The organism is Mesorhizobium sp. M1D.F.Ca.ET.231.01.1.1, assembly GCF_003999155.2.
In the GTDB taxonomy this organism is placed as follows: Bacteria; Pseudomonadota; Alphaproteobacteria; order Rhizobiales; family Rhizobiaceae; genus Mesorhizobium.
In genome coordinates, this window is record NZ_RZOZ02000022.1 from 1 (window position 1) to 19,528 (window position 19,528).

14 protein-coding genes and 4 pseudogenes are annotated in these 19,528 nt (G+C 61.2%); 12 read left to right on the forward strand and 6 right to left on the reverse strand.

The window, feature by feature from the left end:
- From EN874_RS31320 to EN874_RS31330, 3 genes are all read right to left on the reverse strand, one after another.
- A partial coding sequence (locus EN874_RS31320) for an ABC transporter permease subunit (RefSeq protein WP_167507135.1) occupies positions 1–1,699 on the reverse strand: 1,699 nt, incomplete at its 3' end.
- Positions 1,700–1,779: 80 nt separating this feature from the next.
- A complete protein-coding gene (locus EN874_RS31325; RefSeq protein ID WP_127230879.1) occupies positions 1,780–2,865 on the reverse strand; it encodes an ABC transporter substrate-binding protein in 1,086 nt (361 codons plus the stop codon).
- Between the two features lie 12 nt (positions 2,866–2,877).
- Complete coding sequence (locus EN874_RS31330; protein ID WP_127428738.1) at positions 2,878–4,068, reverse strand: ABC transporter ATP-binding protein; 1,191 nt, start codon at positions 4,066–4,068, stop codon at positions 2,878–2,880.
- A 671-nt stretch (positions 4,069–4,739) separates the two neighbouring features.
- On the opposite strand from EN874_RS31330, the gene EN874_RS31335 reads away from it, so the two are divergent.
- On the forward strand, positions 4,740–6,395 hold the full coding sequence (locus EN874_RS31335; RefSeq protein WP_126101863.1) for an MFS transporter: 1,656 nt from the start codon (positions 4,740–4,742) through the stop codon (positions 6,393–6,395).
- A gap of 196 nt (positions 6,396–6,591) precedes the next feature.
- Here EN874_RS31335 and EN874_RS34655 read toward each other — a convergent pair.
- Positions 6,592–6,744, reverse strand: a pseudogene (locus tag EN874_RS34655) (3-methyl-2-oxobutanoate hydroxymethyltransferase); the annotation flags it as partial.
- A gap of 174 nt (positions 6,745–6,918) precedes the next feature.
- Here EN874_RS34655 and EN874_RS31345 point away from each other — a divergent pair.
- The 10 genes and pseudogenes from EN874_RS31345 to panD all read left to right on the forward strand — a co-directional run bounded on the left by EN874_RS31345 (position 6,919) and on the right by panD (position 16,957).
- Positions 6,919–7,879: pseudogene (locus EN874_RS31345) on the forward strand (hypothetical protein).
- Between the two features lie 62 nt (positions 7,880–7,941).
- A complete protein-coding gene (nadA, locus tag EN874_RS31350; protein ID WP_126101864.1) occupies positions 7,942–8,916 on the forward strand; it encodes a quinolinate synthase NadA in 975 nt (324 codons plus the stop codon).
- Positions 8,913–10,456 (forward strand): annotated as a pseudogene (locus EN874_RS31355) (L-aspartate oxidase). Before nadA ends, EN874_RS31355 begins: the two are co-directional and overlap by 4 nt.
- A complete protein-coding gene (gene nadC, locus EN874_RS31360) occupies positions 10,453–11,307 on the forward strand; it encodes a carboxylating nicotinate-nucleotide diphosphorylase (protein ID WP_126101865.1) in 855 nt (284 codons plus the stop codon). The pseudogene EN874_RS31355 and the gene nadC overlap by 4 nt, the downstream one beginning before the upstream one ends.
- A gap of 160 nt (positions 11,308–11,467) precedes the next feature.
- Positions 11,468–12,408 (forward strand): annotated as a pseudogene (gene bioB / locus EN874_RS31365) (biotin synthase BioB).
- Positions 12,405–13,544, forward strand: a complete 1,140-nt coding sequence (locus tag EN874_RS31370; RefSeq protein WP_126101866.1) for an 8-amino-7-oxononanoate synthase — start codon at positions 12,405–12,407, stop codon at positions 13,542–13,544. The pseudogene bioB and the gene EN874_RS31370 overlap by 4 nt, the downstream one beginning before the upstream one ends.
- Positions 13,545–13,555: 11 nt before the next feature.
- Positions 13,556–14,191, forward strand: a complete 636-nt coding sequence (bioD, locus tag EN874_RS31375; protein WP_126101867.1) for a dethiobiotin synthase — start codon at positions 13,556–13,558, stop codon at positions 14,189–14,191.
- A complete protein-coding gene (locus EN874_RS31380; RefSeq protein ID WP_126101868.1) occupies positions 14,191–15,456 on the forward strand; it encodes an adenosylmethionine--8-amino-7-oxononanoate transaminase in 1,266 nt (421 codons plus the stop codon). The genes bioD and EN874_RS31380 overlap by 1 nt, the downstream gene beginning before the upstream one ends.
- Complete coding sequence (locus EN874_RS31385; protein ID WP_126101869.1) at positions 15,453–16,436, forward strand: beta-ketoacyl-ACP synthase III; 984 nt, start codon at positions 15,453–15,455, stop codon at positions 16,434–16,436. Before EN874_RS31380 ends, EN874_RS31385 begins: the two co-directional genes overlap by 4 nt.
- Before the next feature lie 68 nt (positions 16,437–16,504).
- Entirely contained in the window at positions 16,505–16,957 is a 453-nt protein-coding gene (gene panD, locus EN874_RS31390) for an aspartate 1-decarboxylase (protein WP_126101870.1), read from the forward strand.
- A gap of 191 nt (positions 16,958–17,148) precedes the next feature.
- Here the strand turns inward: panD and EN874_RS33930 are convergent, their stop codons facing one another.
- Positions 17,149–17,319 carry a hypothetical protein gene (locus tag EN874_RS33930; protein WP_167498768.1) on the reverse strand — a complete coding sequence of 57 codons (171 nt, stop codon included), beginning with the start codon at positions 17,317–17,319 and terminating at the stop codon, positions 17,149–17,151.
- Positions 17,320–18,465: 1,146 nt separating this feature from the next.
- On the opposite strand from EN874_RS33930, the gene EN874_RS31395 reads away from it, so the two are divergent.
- The gene (locus tag EN874_RS31395) at positions 18,466–18,933 is read left to right on the forward strand and encodes a MucR family transcriptional regulator (protein ID WP_126101871.1); all 468 of its coding nucleotides are present in this window, start codon (positions 18,466–18,468) and stop codon (positions 18,931–18,933) included.
- Between the two features lie 212 nt (positions 18,934–19,145).
- Here EN874_RS31395 and EN874_RS31400 read toward each other — a convergent pair whose 3' ends face one another.
- Positions 19,146–19,358, reverse strand: coding sequence for a cold-shock protein (locus EN874_RS31400; protein ID WP_126101872.1), 213 nt, complete (start codon positions 19,356–19,358; stop codon positions 19,146–19,148).
- Between the last annotated feature and the right edge of the window lie 170 nt (positions 19,359–19,528).

Here is a 19,528-nt window from a genome sequence, read left to right on the forward strand (position 1 = left end):
TCTGGCGGACCACCTCTACGCCGGCATACATAACGACTGTCAACGCGATCAGCAGACTTGAAACGGCAGCGATTGTAGGCGTGATCTCTTCCCGAATTCCCGACCACATCTTTATCGGTAAGGTGGTAGTGTCCGGCCCGCTCACGAAGAGTGACAGCACCAACTCATCGAAGGAATGCAGGAAGGCAAAGAATCCGGCGACGATTAACGCAGGACGCATGAGCGGGAGTACGATTTTCCAAATCGTGACGATCCGCGAGGCCCCCAAACTCGCGGCGGCGTGCTCTAGGCGGACGTTCAGGGCCTGTAGGCTTGCGGCGACAATCAGCACGACTAAGGGAACGGCGCCGATCGTATGTGCGATCACCAGAGCGAGATTCGTGTTGACGAGCTGCAACCGTGCAAAGAGGAAGTAGAGGGCAACCGCACTGACGATTACCGGCACGATCATCGGTGCAAGCAAGAGCTGGTATCCGACACGGCGCATCCGCGGACTGCCGCGCACGAGCGCCATCGCAGCCGCTGACCCGATGGCAAGGCTTGCAAATGCGGTAGCTGTTGCAATGCCCAAACTTTGCAGCGTGGCGGAGACCCACGCGCGGCTTGTAAAATATGCCTCATACCATTGCAGCGACAGGCCGGGGGGCGGGAAATCGAGGAAGCGCGAGGAACTGAATGAGATCGGAACAATGATCAGGATGGGACTGACCAGAAACACAGCAACGAGCAGACTGAAGCCGCGTAGCAGCTTGCCACCAAGAGCCGCACGCTCACAACCTATGGCGAATCCGGCCGGAACCCGAAGGCTGTGAGCGACCGCCCGCACCAGGGCCGTAGCGAGGTCAACAAGTTGGACGTAAGCGGTGGTTGAACGACGAACGGGTGTGCCAGCCGATTGGGCAGCCCCGTGCTGAGATCCGAGCAAGCTATCGATACCGACGAAATGATTGGAAATTGTATAGACCACCAGCGTGATCGAGAGCAGCACGGTAGCGGCAGCGGCTGCGAGTGGCCAATTCAGCGTCACGTTTGCATAAATGTCGATTTGCATCGGCAATAGGATTGTGTTCGGGCCGCCGAGCAGCGCGGGAGTGATGTAGAACCCCAGAGCGAACACAAAGACCAGCAGCCCGGCCGCGATCACGCCCGGTAAGCTCAAAGGAAAGAACACGCGCCAAAAATTCTGGGGCGCAGAGGCTCCGAGGGAGGCGGCAGCGCGAGTCAGACTGGATGGAATCCCTCTCATTACGCTGATGAGCACCAAAACCGTAAACGGCATGAGGATATAGACCATCGCTATGAGCACACTGAACTTATTGTAGATCAGGTCGATAGGTCGTTCGGTGATGCCGAAGTCCATTAGAAGTTGGTTAATAACGCCAAAGCGCCCAAGGATCACCATCCATGCATAGGTACGCACGAGGTAGCTCGTAAAGAACGGCAACACTACTGCAAGCAATAGCGCTCTGGCGACCCAGGTGCGGGCCGCAACGATCCAGAAGGCGAGTGGATACCCCATTAGAAGGCAAAGCAGCGTAACTGTTATTGCCAGCTCGAAGGTGTGACTGAGGATGATCCAGTTCGTTCGATCACCCAAGAACTCTTGGAAGTGTGCGAGCGTCGGTCCAGGATCGAACAGACTGAGAGAGAGGAGACCAGCGAGCGGGACGAAAAAGAAGATCCCGAGCAGAAGTGCCATTGGAGCAAGCAAGAGCGTGGCTTCGCGATTGTGTAGGGGCCACGCGATGGCCGCTCTGACGGTCTGGTATAAAGTGGCCATTAGCTGGCCACCCATTGGGTCCAGCGCTCCACGAGCACTTCGGTATTAGTTTTGCCCGAGGAGGATTGGGCTTCCCAGTAGGCCGGATCGTAGAAGAATTGCTTGTCAATGTTCTCGGGCGCGGTCGGCAGTTTGGCGGCCACACTGGGCTCAATGTAATTAAAGGCAGCCCGATTGAGCGGACCATAAAAGATGAGATTGTTGAGACGAGCTTGCGCCTGCGCGGAAGCCTGGTAGGCGACAAACCGCATGGCCGCAGCCCGGTTTTTCGTGCCCTTCGGAACGACCCAATGCAGCGGGCTAAGCATCCCTTCGTTCCACAGGTAATCAACGCCAGCGCCCTGCTCCTTAAGGATTTGCATTCGGCCATTCCATGCCGAGGACATCGCAACCTGACGATCCGATAGGAGCTGACCTGGTTCGGCGCCCACGCTCCAGAATTTCGTTATGTGCGGTTTGATGCGATCGAGAGACGCGAATGCCTGGTCGAAGTCGATTGGGTACAGCTTGTCCTTCGGAACTCCGGCTGCCAGCAACGCAAATTCGACCGTCCGTTCTCTGAGGGAGCGAGGCCCCGGAAACGCGCTGACGTCCCAGAACTCAGTCCATGAGCGGGGGCGCGGCTTGTCGGCCGGGTAATCGGCCGTGGAGAATGCCATCACGGTGCTGAACACGTACGAGCCCACGGCATATTTTGTCTTTGCCTCAGGAACAAGGTTATCCAACGTTTCCTTATCGAATGCCCCATAATCGATTTCTTCGACATACTTGTCTGCATCTGATCTAAACGCAGGGCCGGATATCTCCACCACATCCCATTGCACATTGCTGCTATCGACTTGCGCCTTAAGCTTCGCCGCGTCAGCCGGAGACACATAAGTCACCTTGATGCCTGTCTCACTCTGGAAGGGATCAACTACGGCTTTGCGGAACGCCTCCTCATACGATCCGCCACCGGAAACGACCACCAGGGTCGACTCTTGCGCTCGCAAAATGCTTGGGGCGCCAAGCACCAGCGCCGCTCCGCTGAGTCCTATTAGGGCCTGACGTCGCGTCGGCCGACTGGAGTTAATGTAGCGCCTCATGAGCTCTCTCCCTTATGAAGACCATATCGGAATGCGATCTGCGGCCGAGGTCACGTGCAACGAAGCCGCCTCAGCTTCGAGATGGTCGGGTACACCTTGTCTCGGGCCGTTCGCCTTCACAGAAAGAAGGCGTCCATCCCGCGCGTCCCAGCCAATTCGCACTTTCTCACCGACTTTGAACCGTGGAGAGGAGGCGCGATAAGCTACGGCTACAGTGAGAACTACGGAAAGGGCCGCACGTAGGCGTACTTGGCACTTGACGATGTTTCCGCGGTAAATAGACTCTTGGATCACACCCTCGAATTCGTTGTCAGCGCACGCGCCTGCTGCGAGAGGGACGATCTTCTCGGGTCGGACCATGAGGCTCACGGGTCCCATCACCTGGTCCTCGGCTCCCTGCCATGTCGCTCGAACCTGCAGGCCAGCGACATCGAGGAGGGGACCGTGATCTGTCTTTCCAACAAGACGAGCGTCGAGGAAGTTCGATTCGCCAATGAAGTTCGCAACAAAGCGGGTTTCCGGCGTCTCATATATCTCTTCCGGCGTACCAATCTGTTCGACCTTGCCCTCATTCATCACCACGATTCGGTCGGACATGGTGAGCGCTTCACTCTGGTCGTGGGTGACGAACACCATTGTTGTTCCAAGAGATTTTTGTAGGCGCTTCAGTTCGAGCTGCATGTGCTCTCGAAGTTGCTTATCAAGCGCACCAAGCGGTTCATCCATTAGAATTACACCTGGGCGGAACACAAGCGCACGCGCCAGTGCAACCCGCTGCTGTTGACCGCCGGACAGCTCGTGAGGCATGCGGCCCCCATATTCACCGAGCTGAACAAGATCGAGTGCCGCGGCGACACCGGCTCGAATGTCGTAGCCGGATATTCCGCGCATCTTCAACGCAAACGCCACGTTCTCGAAAACGGAGAGATGAGGAAATAGCGCGTAGTTCTGGAATACAACTCCGATGTTGCGCCTGTGGACTGGTAGCCTCGTTATTGGTCGAGCACCGACAAAAATTTGGCCGGCGCTTGGCGTTTCAAAACCCGCAACCATCATCAACGTTGTCGTTTTCCCGGATCCGCTTGGGCCAAGAAACGAGACAAACTCGCCAGCCTCGATCTGGACCGAAATATCACTAACGGCTCGGACGGTGCCGTATTGCTTACAAAGTCGCTCTAGCCGCAGCGGTTCACCTCGGGACATCTAAACCTCGTCCGTGTTGCAAATAATGCAATGGTGTTGCAATTACGTTTAGAAGCTGACAGGGGTGTGAACACTTGTCAAGTGGAGCGGAGGAGTCATCCATGAAGTCTGTCAAATATCCCCCGAGCGGCCGTGACCGAGCCCGTGGGTTAACAAAGTGCAACGCGCCTTAAATCTGCTGATGGTCGTTGGCGCGAGTGAAAGGCCGTCGGAGTGAATGAGATCGCGCGGCGGCTAGGACAGCATGCAAGCGATGTCAGGCAACTGTCAGGGTCTCTCCTGCTTGTTGGGTCCGCCTCCTTGCATACCGTCGGCACCGAATCTGTGCCGCAGGTGGGGAGTCACGACGTAACCTTCTACTCCTGGCGCAAGAAGGGATGGACACCGTGCAGGTCCGCGCGCGGCCGCCTTACGGCAGGAAGCCTGCAGTCATCTCGGTGCTAGATGGCGACAATATGGAAACTGCATTTGACGCAAGCTGCTACATGATTGATCCTTGATTGAATGAAGTTGCTAGCCTGCAGCAAGCTGCGTACCTGCGGCGTTTCGAACTCTGGTCCGGCAAGTACACTTAACTGCATGAAACCGTCTGCACTTGCGCGAGGATGCATGCTTCGACCTCCGCGCAAGCGAGCCTGTGCGAACCATTAGACGGAGGCGAACGCTGCCGAATGAACGGGGCGGAGGGCGCAGACGAGGACCCAGGTTCGCGAACGGCTTTTGCGCCGCTCAGGAATCCGACCTTTCGTTCGATCTGGCTCGCCACGCAGGTTTCCAGCCTGGGCTGGTTGATGCAGACTGTTGCCATCAGCTGGCTGATGGCGACGATCTCGACTTCCGATCTTATGGTCGCGCTGGTACCGGCGTCATCGACGCTGCCCGCCTTCATTCTTTCTGTCTTCGTCGGGGCCATCGCCGACAATTTCAACCGCCGCAAGGTCATGTTCGCCGGCCGGTGCATTATGGTCATAGCATCTGCGATGCTGGCCACCTCTGTAGCGCTGGGCTTTGTAGACCCTTGGATGATCCTCGGCTTCAGCTTCTTGATCGCATGTGGCGGTGCCATCAACGATCCCGCATGGCAAGCCTCGGTTGGCGATATGGTAGACCGACGCGATGTTCCCGCTGCCGTCACCCTCCTCTCCGTCGGCTTCAACACTGTCCGGACCGTGGGCCCGGCGCTCGGCGGCATCCTGGTTGCCTCGTTCGGGCTTGTGACGGCTCTCGCCGTGACCACACTCACATATCTGGTACCTCTGGGGACCATATGGCGCTGCAAATGGAAGGTTCGTTCTTCGCCTCTGCCGCGTGAGCCGATGAGCACGGCGATCTATGACGGGCTGCGCTTCACGGCGATGTCTTCGGAAATCAAGACGGCGATCGCTCGCGGAACCCTCTTTGGCTTGGCGGGCATCGGCATACTCGCGCTGCTGCCCCTGGTCGTCCGGGATCAGCTGGGAGGAGGACCGCTGGCCTATGGCGCCCTCATGGCCGGCTTCGGGACAGGCGCTGTCTTCGCCGGCGTCTCCAACGGCGTATTCAGAAGGCGTTTGTCTCAAGAACGGCTGATGACGCTCGCCTGCATCGCCTGCGCGGCGTGCTCCCTCTCCCTTGCATTGACCTCCTCGATTGCAGTGGCGGCAATCGCGCTCGCTTTGGGCGGCGCGGGTTGGGTCACGGCCTGGTCCGGGGTTGGCGTGAGCGTGCAGCTGGCAAGCCCGCGCTGGGTCGTGGGGCGCACCATCTCGATCTATTATGCGTTGATAGACGGCGGCATCGCGGCTGGCAGTTGGGTGTGGGGCACGGTGGCCCAGAACCATTCCCTGGCCTGGGCGCTGGAGGGTTCTGCTGGTGCTCTGTTGCTCGTCGCTGCGGCCGGCGTCCTGTTTCCTCTTCGCGAGCGCCACGACTCCGAGCCCGATCCTCTAGAGCAATTCGACACCCCGGCAGTCGCCCTCAATCTCAAGCCAAGAAGCGGTCCCATCGTCGTCAAAGTCGAATATCTGATACCCGCCGAAAACGTCGATGCTTTCCTGGACCTCATGCGCGAGCGGCGGCATGTACACAGCCGCGTCGGTGCTCGACACTGGACTCTCCAGCGCAACCTTCAGAAGCCTATGCAGTGGACAGAGACATTCCGCACGCCGACCTGGACCGACTACCTTCGCCTCAACCATCGCCTCACGACAGAGGATAGGCACCTAGACGAAAGGGTCCTCCTCCTGCACGAGGGAGAGCTTCCACCTCAATTGACGCTTTTGATCGAGCGACCGACGGGCCCCGCTCGCAAAGCCGAGCACTCGACGTCTTATGTTCCCCATCATTGACCCCTTTAGAACAGTGCGGGTCCGCGACCCCTCGCCGTGTTAGCGCTGGCAGGAGGAGCATAACTGGACTACGCTGGCCCACAGCAACGACTTCTTCCCTCACCAGCCCAGTGGCAACGAGCCAAGAGTTTTCGAGGATGGAACGGCGAGAGCCGAGAAGCAGCGATCCACTTCAGTTCGGCTGCGCGGGAGCGAATACAGCCGCGCCCAGCACCACATCGCAACAACGGGGATCGACCAGTCGGGCAACCGGGGTCGTGTAGGCGGTAAGGCAGACGATCGGCGTCCCACCCTTTCGCGCACGAATATCCGGCGGCGTTACCGCCCTTGTATCAGCAACCACACTCAAAGAGGGCTCCTTCCCTTGCGTCAACAATCGTGCGGTGTCGCGTGTGGCATATTTTTGTGCAGGTGCGAAGAACTAATTTGCCACGCACGTGAGTTGACGCGCTGACGGTTATTGGTGAGAACAAAATTCAATCGGTTCAGCTACTTCTTGGCTTACCCAAGCACATCAGAGATCATGAGCGATCGCGCAAAAGGGACTACAAAAGGCGGGCGCAGAGCCAAGGCCGACACGGCTAAGGTCGACCTGACCGCGGTCGTCGTCGCGGTGAACGAGAATGAACCGTGTGTCCTCACCATCGGACAGACTGACACTTTGCCCTCCGGCCCGCTTGCGCTCGAGCACCGATCGCTGCAGTCCGGTTTGAGAACGTGGGTCGAGGAACAGACCGGCCACCCACTGGGATATATCGAGCAGCTCTACACCTTTGCCGATCGGGACCGAGCCGGCACCGAGCTTGAGCGGCGAGTCATCTCCATCAGCTATCTCGCACTCACCCGTAAGGAACATGCGACCGCTCCGTCCAGGTCCGGCTGGCGAAGCTGGTACGACTATTTTCCATGGGAGGATCACCGTGCCGGAACTCCACCGATGGTGTCGGACGTCCTGCGGCCTCGCCTGAGCGAGTGGGCGGAGAGCGCGGACGACAACGCGACGCGCCTCGAGCGCGGAAGGCGCGGCAATCGCCTTCGGCTTCGACGAACGCCCGTGGAACGAGGATCTCGCACTCAAGCGCTACGAGCTGCTTTATGAAGCAGCCCTTGTGGAAGAGGCGGTGCGCGGTTCGGTCCTCCCCCTGCCGGTTCGCGGCAAGCCCATGGTTTCCGATCATCGTCGCATCCTCGCAACGGGCATTGCGCGGCTGCGCTCCAAGATCAAGTACCGGCCGGTCGTCTTCGAACTGATGCCGCCGGCTTTTACGCTTCATCAGCTGCAGCGCACCGTGGAGGCGCTTGCCGGCAGGCTCGTCCACAAGCCGAACTTTCGTCGCCTCATCGAGCAGCACGAACTGGTCGAAGAAACTGGCGAAACTAGCGCGGAGACAGGGGGCCGGCCGGCGAAGCTTTATCGCTTCCGCCACGCCGTGCTCGAAGAGGGGGAGCTCGCCGGGGCAAAATTGCCGCTCGCGCGGGGTTGACCGCTTATACTCACTACGAATATATGCGCCTTATATTCAGGTAGGTATAACCGGAGAGCTCGATGAGCGCGATGCTACCTTCGGGCGCGTCCCTGTACGACCGCGTTCGGCGCGTAATCCCCCCGATCGAATGGCCGGCGTTCAGCGACGACATAGACGCCATCCTCGCGCTGAAGCGCGAGCGCAATGCGGTCGTCCTGGCGCACAATTATCAGACACCGGAGATCTTCCACTGTGTCGCCGACATCGTCGGCGACAGCCTGGCGCTCGCCCGCAAGGCAATGACGGTTGAAGCGGATGTCATTGTGCTGGCCGGCGTGCATTTCATGGCCGAGACGGCAAAGCTGCTCAATCCGCAAAAGACGGTGCTGATTCCCGATCTTGCGGCCGGCTGCTCGCTGGCGGACTCGATTGCCGCCGAGGACATCCGGCTGCTGCGGCAACGCTATCCCGGCGTGCCGGTCGTTACCTACGTCAACACGTCGGCCGCAGTGAAGGCCGAGTCCGATATCTGCTGTACCTCGGGCAATGCGAAGGCCGTTGTGGAGTCGCTGGGCGTTCCCCGGGTGATCATGCTGCCGGACGAGTATCTGGCCCAGAACATCGCCGCCCAGACCGACGTGCAGATCATCGCCTGGAAAGGGCATTGCGAAGTGCATGAGCGCTTCACGCCTGCCGACATCCGCGAGTTGCGTGAAACTCATCCGGGCGTAACGGTGCTCGCGCATCCCGAATGCCCGCCTGACGTGGTGGCCGTAGCCGATTTTTCCGGGTCGACCGCTGCCATGTCCGACTATGTCGAAAGGCAAAAGCCGCCGCGCGTCGTGCTGCTGACGGAATGCTCGATGAGCGACAATGTCGCGCTCCAGCATCCGGAACTCGAGTTCATCCGGCCCTGCAATTTGTGCCCCCATATGAAGCGGATAACGCTCGCCAATATCCGCGCCGCGCTCGAGCAGAACCGCCATGTCGTGACCATCTCACCCGAGATCGCCGGCCGCGCGCGGCTGGCCGTCGAGCGGATGCTCGCCGTATGAGCGCGGATGTCCGCAGCTTCTTTGGCCGGCCCATCATAATTGGCGGCGGCATTGCCGGATTATTGACCGCGCTTCATCTGGCGCCAGAACCCGTGCTTGTTTTGTCCAGGACGCCGCTCGGATCAGAAGCATCGAGTGCGTGGGCACAGGGCGGCCTGGCTGCCAGCCTCGGCGATGACGACAACCCAATGCTGCATCTGGCCGATACGCTCGCCGCTGGCGCCGGGCTCTGCGACGCAGAAATCGCAACCCGCATCCTTCATGCGGCCCCTAGCGCGATTGAGAACCTGTCGACCCTTGGGGTCCGCTTCGATCGGACGCCTGAAGGAGCACTGCGCCTTGGATTGGAGGCCGCGCACGGTCGCCGGCGCATCGTTCATGCTGACGGCGACGGCAGTGGACAGGAGATCATGCGCGCGCTGGTCGAAGCCGTGCGTTCTGCTCCGTCGATTGTGATGGTCGAGGGTGTGGAGGCGCGGCGGCTGGCGGTGGAGGACAACAAGGTCACGGGCGTTTGGGCAAGCTGTTCGACTAGTCCTGTGTTCCTGGGTACGGGACGGGTCGTCCTCGCGACCGGCGGGATTGGCGGGCTGTTTCACGACTCGACAAACCCGCTAGGCAGCTCCGGACAGGGGCTGGCACTTGCGGCGCGCGCCGGTGCTGTCCTTGCCGACCTCGAGTTCATCCAGTTCCACCCGACCGCGCTTGATGGGCCGGCTCGCCCGATGCCGCTGATCAGCGAAGCGGTTCGCGGTGAAGGCGCAACGATTGTCGACGAAACCGGCCAGCGCTTCCTCGAATATTTGCAGGACGCGGAACTCGCGCCGCGCGACGTCGTGGCGCGCGCCATCTGGACGCATCTTTCGAACGGCCACCGCGTCTTTCTGGATGGACGAGAAAAGCCCGGCCCGACATTCGCGCGGCAGTTTCCGACGATCGCCTCGGCCTGCCGGGGCGCAGGCATCGACCCGGCGCAAGACCTCATTCCGATACGGCCGGCCCAGCACTATCACATGGGCGGCGTCGCGGTGGACCGGGACGGACGTACCTCCGTTGCCGGACTGTGGGCTTGCGGCGAAGTCGCCTCGACCGGACTGCACGGCGCCAACAGGCTTGCCAGCAACTCGCTGACCGAGGCGATTGTATGCGCGCACTGGGTCGCTGAAAGCGTGGCGGGATCTCCCCTCGGCGTCAGAACAAGATTGACGGCACGGGAAATCCGGCGCCCGATCCACTCTCCTTGCGCCCTCTCCTCTCACGCAGCCTTGGCGTGAAGCGCAATGGCGAGATGTTGCGCGAGGCCGTGAGCACATTGCTTCCGCTGGCCAAACGCCACGATGCGGCGTCCGATCCCGCGGTAGTGGGACTGCTGATCGCGGTTGCGGCCTTCCTGCGCGAAGAAAGCCGCGGCGCTCACCACCGCACGGACTTTCCTTATCGTGCTGACATCGCGCGCCGCTCCAGGCTCACGCTGGAAGAAGCCTTGACGAAAGCCGAGGAATTCCCATGTTCTCCAACGCTTGAAGACGTCGAGCAATGAACCTCTCGCCGCTTCCCGCAATCATGCTTGAGCCCCTGGTGCGGGCAGCACTTCTGGAAGATCTCGGCCGGGCGGGTGATCTGACGACCGACGCCATCGTGCCGAAGAACCATCACGCGACGACCGTGCTTTCGGTGCGCCAGGCCGGAACTGTCGCTGGGCTCGATCTGGCGATGCTCGCCTTCCGGCTCATCGACCAGAACGTCGAATTGACCGTTAAGCGAGCAGACGGCAGCGAAGTCTCGCAAGGAGAGATCATTGCAACGGTGAGCGGTCCCGCCCGGACCATTCTCACCGCGGAACGGACGGCACTCAATTTTCTGTGCCATCTGAGCGGCATCGCCACGGCGACAGCATCGATCGTAGATGCGGTCCGCGGGCACGATGCGAAGATCGTCTGCACGCGCAAGACGACGCCCGGATTGCGGGCGCTGGAAAAATACGCCGTGCGCGCAGGTGGGGGGTCCAATCACCGCTTCGGCCTCGACGACGCCATCCTGATCAAGGACAACCACATCGCCATCGCCGGCGGAATACGCCCGGCGCTCGAGCGGGCACGAAACAGCGCCGGCCATCTGGTCAAGATCGAAGTCGAGGTCGATACCCTAGCCCAGTTGGAGGAGGTCCTAGGGTTCGCTCCCGACGCCGTCCTGCTCGACAACATGTCGGTCGACGAATTGCGCCAGGCGGTGGGTATGGTTGCGGGCCGGGCGATCACTGAAGCGTCGGGCAGCATCACCGCCGTGACCGCGCCCGCCATCGCCGCGACCGGTGTCGATCTGATCTCAATTGGCTGGCTGACCCACAGCGCGCCGATCCTGGATATTGGCCTCGACTATCGGAGCTCATGATCGCACGACGAACGGACGGCAGCGGGCTGATAGAGTTTCCGATCCCTGTCAATCGGCCAGGAAAGAAGCCGTAAAGGCCGGAACCCCCAAGGAACAGGAAGAGATGCACGCATCGAACTCGACGAAGACAATGCCACAGGCGCAATCCAATGATTGTGGGATGTGGACCCTAGAAAAGGCGCAGGCGCTGCACGACGCACCTTCAACAATCTTCTGTTCCTGGCGCAAACCGTTCACCGCCAGAATTTCGATCCCAACAAGGTCCAGCTGAGCCGGCTTCTTAGCATCAAAACAGGTGGATGCCCGGAGGATTGCGGCTATTGCAGCCAGTCGGCGCATCACGAAAGCGGGTTGAAGGCGTCGAAGCTGATGGAGGTCCGGCGCGTCATCGCCGAGGCGACCAAGGCGCGCGATGCCGGCGCCACGCGCTATTGCATGGGCGCCGCCTGGCGAAACCCCAAGGCGCGCGACATGGATGCGGTGGTGGCGATGGTCGAGGGCGTCAAGGCGCTGGGCATGGAGACCTGCATGACGCTCGGCATGCTCGATCTTGAGCAGACCGCTCGTCTGAAGCAGGCGGGCCTCGACTACTACAACCACAACATCGATACGTCGGACCGCTACTACAGCGAGATCATCAGCACGCGCACCTTTGCCGACCGGCTGGATACGCTCGCCAATGTCCGCGGCAGCGGCATCAAGGTCTGCTGCGGCGGCATTGTCGGCATGGGCGAAGAGCCGGTGGACCGGATTGACATGCTGGTCACGCTGGCCAATCTGCCGGAACATCCGGAAAGCGTCCCGATCAACATGCTTATCCCGATCGCCGGCACCCCGCTGGCGGAAGCCAAGCCCATCGAGCCGATCGAATTTGTGCGCGTGATCGCCCTGGCGCGCATCATGATGCCGAAATCGCATGTTCGTCTTTCCGCCGGTCGCACCGCCATGACCGACGAGATGCAGGCGCTGTGCTTCTTTGCCGGCGCTAACTCGATCTTCGTCGGCGACACGCTGCTGACGGCGGACAATCCCGGCGAGGACAAGGATACTCTGCTATTCCAGCGTCTCGGCATCGAACCGATGGAAATCGGCACGCAATGAACGAGGCACTTCTTGCCCGGTATGACGCATCCTTGCGTGGACTGGCGCGCAAGGATCGCCTGCGGACGCTTGCGCCGCGCGCCGGGCTCGACTTCTCGTCGAACGACTATCTCGGACTTGCCGCCTCCAAAAGACTTGGCGATGCGGTTGCGGCTGCGATTGCGCGGGGCACGCCGGTTGGCGCCACCGGGTCGCGGCTGTTGCGCGGCAATGCACCGGAACACGAGGCACTGGAGGCGGACGCCGCGGCATTCTTCGGCGCCGAACGCGCACTGTTCTTTGGCAGCGGCTACATCGCCAACTTCGCTCTCCTGACCGCGCTGCCGCAGAAGGGCGACCTGCTGGTTCTCGACGAACTCGCCCATGCCAGCATGCATGAGGGCGCACAGGCCGGACGCGCCCAGTTTGTAGTGGCTAAGCACAACGACGTCGATGCCGTCGATGAGGCAATCACGCGCTGGCGCGCCGAGGGCGGCATGGGACGCGTCTGGATCGGGGTCGAAAGCCTCTACAGCATGGATGGCGACCGCGCGCCGATGGAGAGCCTCGTCGCGCTTGCCGATCGGCACGAGGCATTCCTCGTCGTCGACGAAGCGCATGCCACCGGCGTCTGGGGACCGGACGGCCGGGGACTGGCCGCCGCCTTCGAGGGCCGCGACAACATCATTGCGCTCCATACTTGCGGCAAGGCGCTCGGCGCATCCGGCGCACTCGTCGCCGGGCCGAGGACGCTGTGCGATTATCTCGTCAACCGTTGCCGGCCACTCATCTACGCCACCGCGCCATCGCCGCTGATGGCAGTCGCGGCGTGCGAAGCGCTCGCCATGCTGTCCGACGAGCCGCTGCGCCGCGTTCAGCTGCGTGAACGCGTCGCCTTCGCGGGCCGCCAACTGGCCGAGCGCTGCGGCGTGATGCCGAGCGGCTCGCAGATCCAGCCCTTTGTCATCGGCGACGTCAGGCGCACCATGGCGGTGGCGGCGGCACTGCAGGCACGCGGCTACGACATACGCGGCATTCGTCCGCCGACCGTGCCGGAGGGCACGTCGCGCCTGCGCATTTCGCTGACGCTCAACGTAGCCGAAGCTGACATTTCCGCCATGGTCGAGGCGCTCGTTGAGGTGTTGGCCCAAACATGACCGGAGGCGACATGACCCAACGCATCGTCATCACCGGAACAGACACCGGAATCGGCAAGACCGTGTTTTCGGCTGGGCTCGCCGGCCTGCTCGACGGCTTCTACTGGAAACCGGTGCAATCAGGTCTCGACAACGAGACTGACAGCGAGGTGGTTGCGCGGCTTGCCGGCCTGCCGCCAGGGCGCGTGCTGCCGGAGGTCTACCGCTTGAGCAAGCCCCTGTCGCCGCATCGTTCAGCTGAGATCGACGGCGTCTCGATCGAGGCTGCCGATCTTTCATTTCCGGTCCTGCCGGCGCCGCTCGTGATCGAGGGTGCGGGCGGCCTGATGGTGCCGCTCAACCGGCGCACAAGGTTCATCGACATCTTCGCTGAGTGGCGGCTGCCGGTCATTTTGTGTGCCCGCACCACGCTCGGCACAATCAACCACACGCTGCTGTCGATCGAGGCCCTTCGGGCGCGCTCCATCCCGCTGGCCGGCATCGCTTTCATCGGCGATGAGATGGCCGACACGCAACGGACAATCGTGGAAATGGGCGGTGTACCGCAGCTCGGCAGGCTGCCGTATCTCGACCCGCTGACGGACAAAACGCTGCGAGACGCAATGATTGCCGGCTTCGCCTTCGCCTCGTGCACGGGAGATCACTGATGTCGCAGTCCCGTGTGTGGCATCCCTTCACCCAGCACGCGCTAGAGCCGGTGATCCCTGAAATCGTCCTGACGGAGGGCGCCTATCTCCACAAGGCTGGCGGCACGCGCATCCTGGACGCGATTTCCTCCTGGTGGGTCGTCACGCATGGTCACCGCCATCCCCGCATCATGAAGGCCATCGAGGCGACCGCGGCGAGCCTCGACCAGATCATCTTCGCCGGCTTCACGCACAAGCCGGCCGAGCGCCTGGCCGAGGCGCTGGTCGGTCTCGCTCCTTCCGGCCTCGACCGGGTGTTCTATTCCGACAGCGGCTCGACCTCCGTCGAAGTCGCGTTGAAGATAGCGCTCGGCTATTTCGGCAACATAGGCGGGCCGCGCTCGCGGATCGTCGCCATGGAGCACAGCTATCATGGCGACACGATCGGCACGATGAGCGTCGGCGCCCGCGGCGTGTTCAACGCTGCCTACGAGCCGCTGCTGTTCGAGGTCGATACCATTCCCTTTCCGGCCGCGGGCCGCGAGCAGGAGACGCTGGATCGGTTCGAGGCCGTCAGCCGCGACCGACGCGCCGCCGCCCTGATCGTCGAGCCGCTCGTTCTTGGCGCCGGCGGCATGCTGATGTATGCGGCCTGGGTTCTGACCGAATTGAAGAAGATTGCCGAAGCCTCCGGCACGCTCGTGATCGCCGACGAAGTCATGACCGGCTGGGGGCGAACCGGAACCATGTTCGCCTGCGAGCAGGCATCCGTCTCGCCGGACATCCTGTGCACGTCGAAGGGCCTGACCGGCGGCGTGATCCCGCTGGCGGCTACGCTCGCCACCGATGCCATCTTCCAGGCCCACTATTCCGAAGACCGGAAGAAGACCTTCTTTCATTCGAGTTCCTACACTGCCAATCCGATTGCTTGCGCGGCAGCACTCGCCAATGTCGAGATCTGGCGTGACGAGCCCGTGGCCGAGCGGGTCGCGGCCTTGAGCGCGATGCAGGCCGCCGGACTTCGGCGCTTTCGCGACAATCCGTTCTTCACCGACAGCCGGACGACCGGCACGATCGCGGCGCTCGATTTGCGCGCCGGCTCTGCGGGCTATCTGGCCGAGATCGGGCCGAAGCTGCGCGCCTTTTTCCTCGAGCGCGGCCTGCTTGTTCGTCCGCTCGGCAATGTCCTCTACCTTCTCCCGCCCTATTGCATCACCGGCGACGAGTTGGACGGACTCTATGACGCGATCGAAGAAGCCGGCGAACGCTTCGGTTCGAGGCCATGAGCCGATCGTCGCGCCTTCTCGGGTTTGGTCATCATGTGCCGGCGCGCAGGGTCGAGAACCCGGAAATCGAAAACCGTCTCGGGCTCGAACTTGGCTGGATCGAGCGGCGCACCGGAATTCGCTCGCGATTCTGGGCAACGGACGAAGACACGTTGTCTGGCCTGGCCGCCCGTGCCGGCGACATGGCGCTGGCGAATGCCGGCATTGACCGCAGCGACATTGGTCTGCTGTTGCTCGCCACCTCGACGCCCGACCATCTCCTACCGCCCAGTGCGCCGCTGGTCGCACACCGGCTCGGGCTCGGCCAAGCCGGCGCGGTCGATCTGACCGGCGCCTGCGCCGGCTTCATCTATGCGCTGATGTTCGCGGATGGCTTCACCCGCCTGCACGGCAAAGCGGCCCTGGTCATCGCCGCCAACATCCTCAGCCGCCGCATCAATCCGGCCGAGCGCGCCAGCGCCGTACTGTTTGCCGATGCCGCCGGCGCCCTGGTGATTGGTCCGTGCGAGGGTCCGGATCGGGGCATTCTCGGTGCGTCGGTGGATTCGGACGGCTCGCGCTACCGGCTGATCCAGATCCCGGCGGGCGGAAGCAACATCCCATTCCAAAGTGGCCTGGATCTCGGGCAAACCCGAATGACGATGACCGACGGCCGGGAAGTCTTCGCCAAGGCTGTCGAGATGATGACCGATTGCTCGACAAGCGCGCTCGCCGCTGCCGGAGTACGCCCACAGGATGTCGACAGGTTCGTACCGCATCAGGCCAATGCCCGCATTTTCGATGCGGTCGGGAGGAACCTTGGCATTGCCGATCAAGCAATCGTCAAGACGATTGCCGAATACGGCAATTCTTCCGCCGCGACGATCCCGCTCTCCCTGTCACTGGCCCATCGGACTGAGCCGTTTCGACCGGGCGAGAAAATCCTTCTGGCGGCAGCGGGTGCTGGTCTCAGCGGCGGCGCACTCGTCGTCGTAGTTTAGCCGCATAACTGGCTGCTCCGAGAGCGGCAGGACCACCAGTCATTCATGATGGATAGGACAACAGACCAATGCGAAAAATAGTAGCCGGCAAGCTGCACGGCATCTACGTCACCGAAGCGAACCTCAACTGCCACGGGTCGATAACGCTCGACCCTGACCACTGCGAAGAAGCAGGCATCCTGCCCATGGAATTCGTGGACATATGGAACAAGAATTCCGGTGCGCGGATTTCGACCTATGTCATCCTCGGCGAACGCGGCTCACGCTGCTGCATCCTCAACGGCGCGGCGGCCCGCACCTGCCAGCCCGACGACCAGATCATTGTCTGCAACTCGATCTACCTGGACGAAGCGCATATCGCCTCGCTGAAGCCGCGGATCGTTACGTTCGACCAGGATAACCATATACTCGACCGCCTGAGCTACTCCGTCGACCTTGACGCAGATGGCCGCTACACCTTCTCGATTCTTGACGAGGCGAACGAGGTTCTGTCCATTCCTGCCCTGGTCTCCGGGGCGTGACACCCGCCGAGACTCTCCGCCCCTCGTAACTCGTACAGCGCTGAAGAGTGGACCTAAGCTTCAGGATCAATGAAGCTTCGAGGAGAGGCCCGCCGCGTCTTTAGCCACAGCGGGCTTTCGTGAGATCGCACGCAATGTCGGCATCTCCACGGTTGAGCCAACAGCCACGCGGCTCGACTCCCTGTCTGAAGTCACTTGCGGTGGCGGCTTGCAAATTCATGCTGTTTTTCGAGCGCCGCGGCCAGGTCCTTGACGACCTGGGTTTTCGTGATCTTGGCCGCCGTGTCATTAGCCGCAAGCAGCATTGTAAGTGGCCTTTCGCCGATGTGTTTTTCCGCCAGCGCAAAAGGCGCGCCAGCCATCCAACGTCTCCCCCAGACATCAGTGTTCGTCAATTGGTGGCCTGCTAGCAAGGCCGAGCCTGGCGCGTTAGCCATCGGCGAAATTCTCGGCGGGACACTGTATCTTGAACCGATGAACTGTCAGTTTGCCGTCCTCCACAATATGAACGACCCATCCCCACCGCAACGCTTGACGCGCACGTCGTTTGGTTCGCCAGCCACCATCGCTGCCCCTCATTTTCGTCGCCCTGGACCGAGACTGGAAGTCGCTCCATGCACGGCGAAAAACACGGGACCTTACGTTACGTCAAGCAGAGATTTTCTGATGGCTGATGGTTTGTCGATTTGACCACGGCGACAATTTAGGCCCCGAACGTCCGGGCGCGCGGTATCTTGCGCTCGGATCGATTTAGATGCCCAAATTTTGCATTTTAATACAGCCTTAATTATCCGCATCTAATGTGAGTGGGAACGCGTATTCAGTTCGAGTAACTCTGCAAAAAAGCCCGCCGCTCTCGCCCGCAAGAGTGGCGGGTTTTTCGGTTGGGAACACTGGTGCGGTCGGTGCGGATGCTGCCTCAGCACAAGCGCCGTGGGCGTCTTTCTTCCCTCCCCCTTTCCACCAATGTCACGATGCTACTTTTCGCGGCGAAGCGCTGGTCGAGGAGGAAGCTGAACGCGCCAACCGAAGTCCCCGGCTCTCTGATGCTGGGCACCGGGCCGTCCCCCTAAGCACGCGCTTTGGCGCCGCGGGGGTGCTCGGGCAATCGTTTCGGTCTCGACGAGATCGTTGCAGAAGAACAGGAGAACGCCTGCCCCACCTGCCAGTTCGATTCTGCTGCTTTACATGCGGCTAGTCTGTTCGCAGCCATCGGTGAGCGTGCCGGACCGGACTTCTCCGAATGATCGATTCCAATCTTCGGGATAGAAGAGATCAAGGACAGGCTTGGCTGCGTTTCAGGTCAGGATCGCTCGCTCATGCTACATCGAGCATGGATGTGCCCAACTGCGGTCGGATCAGAACGCGCAAGACGGGATGAGTCCCTATTGACCACAGTGCAGGACGAGCATCGCAATAGTCTTGACGGGGCTTTATTGCTTTCAGCGGTAACCGCCACTATGTAGCGACACTTCGCCGACTGTCTTTCAAGCCACCCGGAGAGTTTCATGACAGAAGAAGCCGACAACACCGTCGCCGTCCTCATCGAGCTCACCGCCGATGTCGTCTCAGCCTATGTCTCCAGCAATCCGGTCCCGGTGGGTGAACTCCCTGCCCTGATCGGCCAGGTGCACGCGGCACTCAAAGGCACGGCCGGCGCCAGTATTTCCGCAGAAGAACCGGAGGTTCTCAAGCCTGCCATATCGATCAGGAAGTCGGTGACGCCGGACCACATCATCTGCCTTGAGGACGGCAAGAAGTTCAAATCGCTCAAGCGCCATCTGTCGACCCATTATGGGCTGACGCCGGACGCATATCGCGCCAAATGGGGTCTGCCGGCTGATTATCCCATGGTCGCGCCGAATTACGCCGCCACGCGCTCGGCATTGGCCAAGACGATGGGTCTCGGACGCAAACCAGTAGAGCCGGAACAGCCGGCACCGGCGAAGCGGACCCGCAAGAAGGTCGCAGCTTGATTTCAGCAATCGAGCTTTGTTCTGGGGTACGCAGTTGCCATTGGCTCTGTCCGGAATATGAAAAGGCGGGGTCTATCCCGCCTTCCCTTTCAAGCCGCTTGGCTTCCCCGGGACTCCGCGCAGCCTTGCAGCAGCCTGCATTTCGCGCGACCGTCAGTACATCCGGGCGGACCGCGTCCATCCGCTGTTGACAGGAGCCAGGGGAAAAAATTTCAGCCAGCTTTGCTGAGGCTGCCAGCTGAGGACTTTCCGGTGCGGCGGTCCTGTTCGATTTCATAGTTGATCTTCTGGCCATCAGCGAGGGTCGAGAGGCCTGCTCGTTCAACGGCGGAAATGTGGACAAAAACATCCTGACCGCCATTGTCGGGCTGGATAAACCCAAATCCCTTTGTGCTGTTTAACCACTTCACCGTTCCAGTCGCCATATGCGTTTTCCTTTGTAACAAATGCAACGTCGGCAGGCCGTCAGGCCAGTCCCGATTCATAACCGAAACTTCTGCGTCAGGGCAGTAAAAACGAGAAAGTTGCAAGGCCGGTTTTGACCGGCGGCTGCAACCTCTCATGTATCGTCCAGCACCCCCCGTTGGGGCTCACG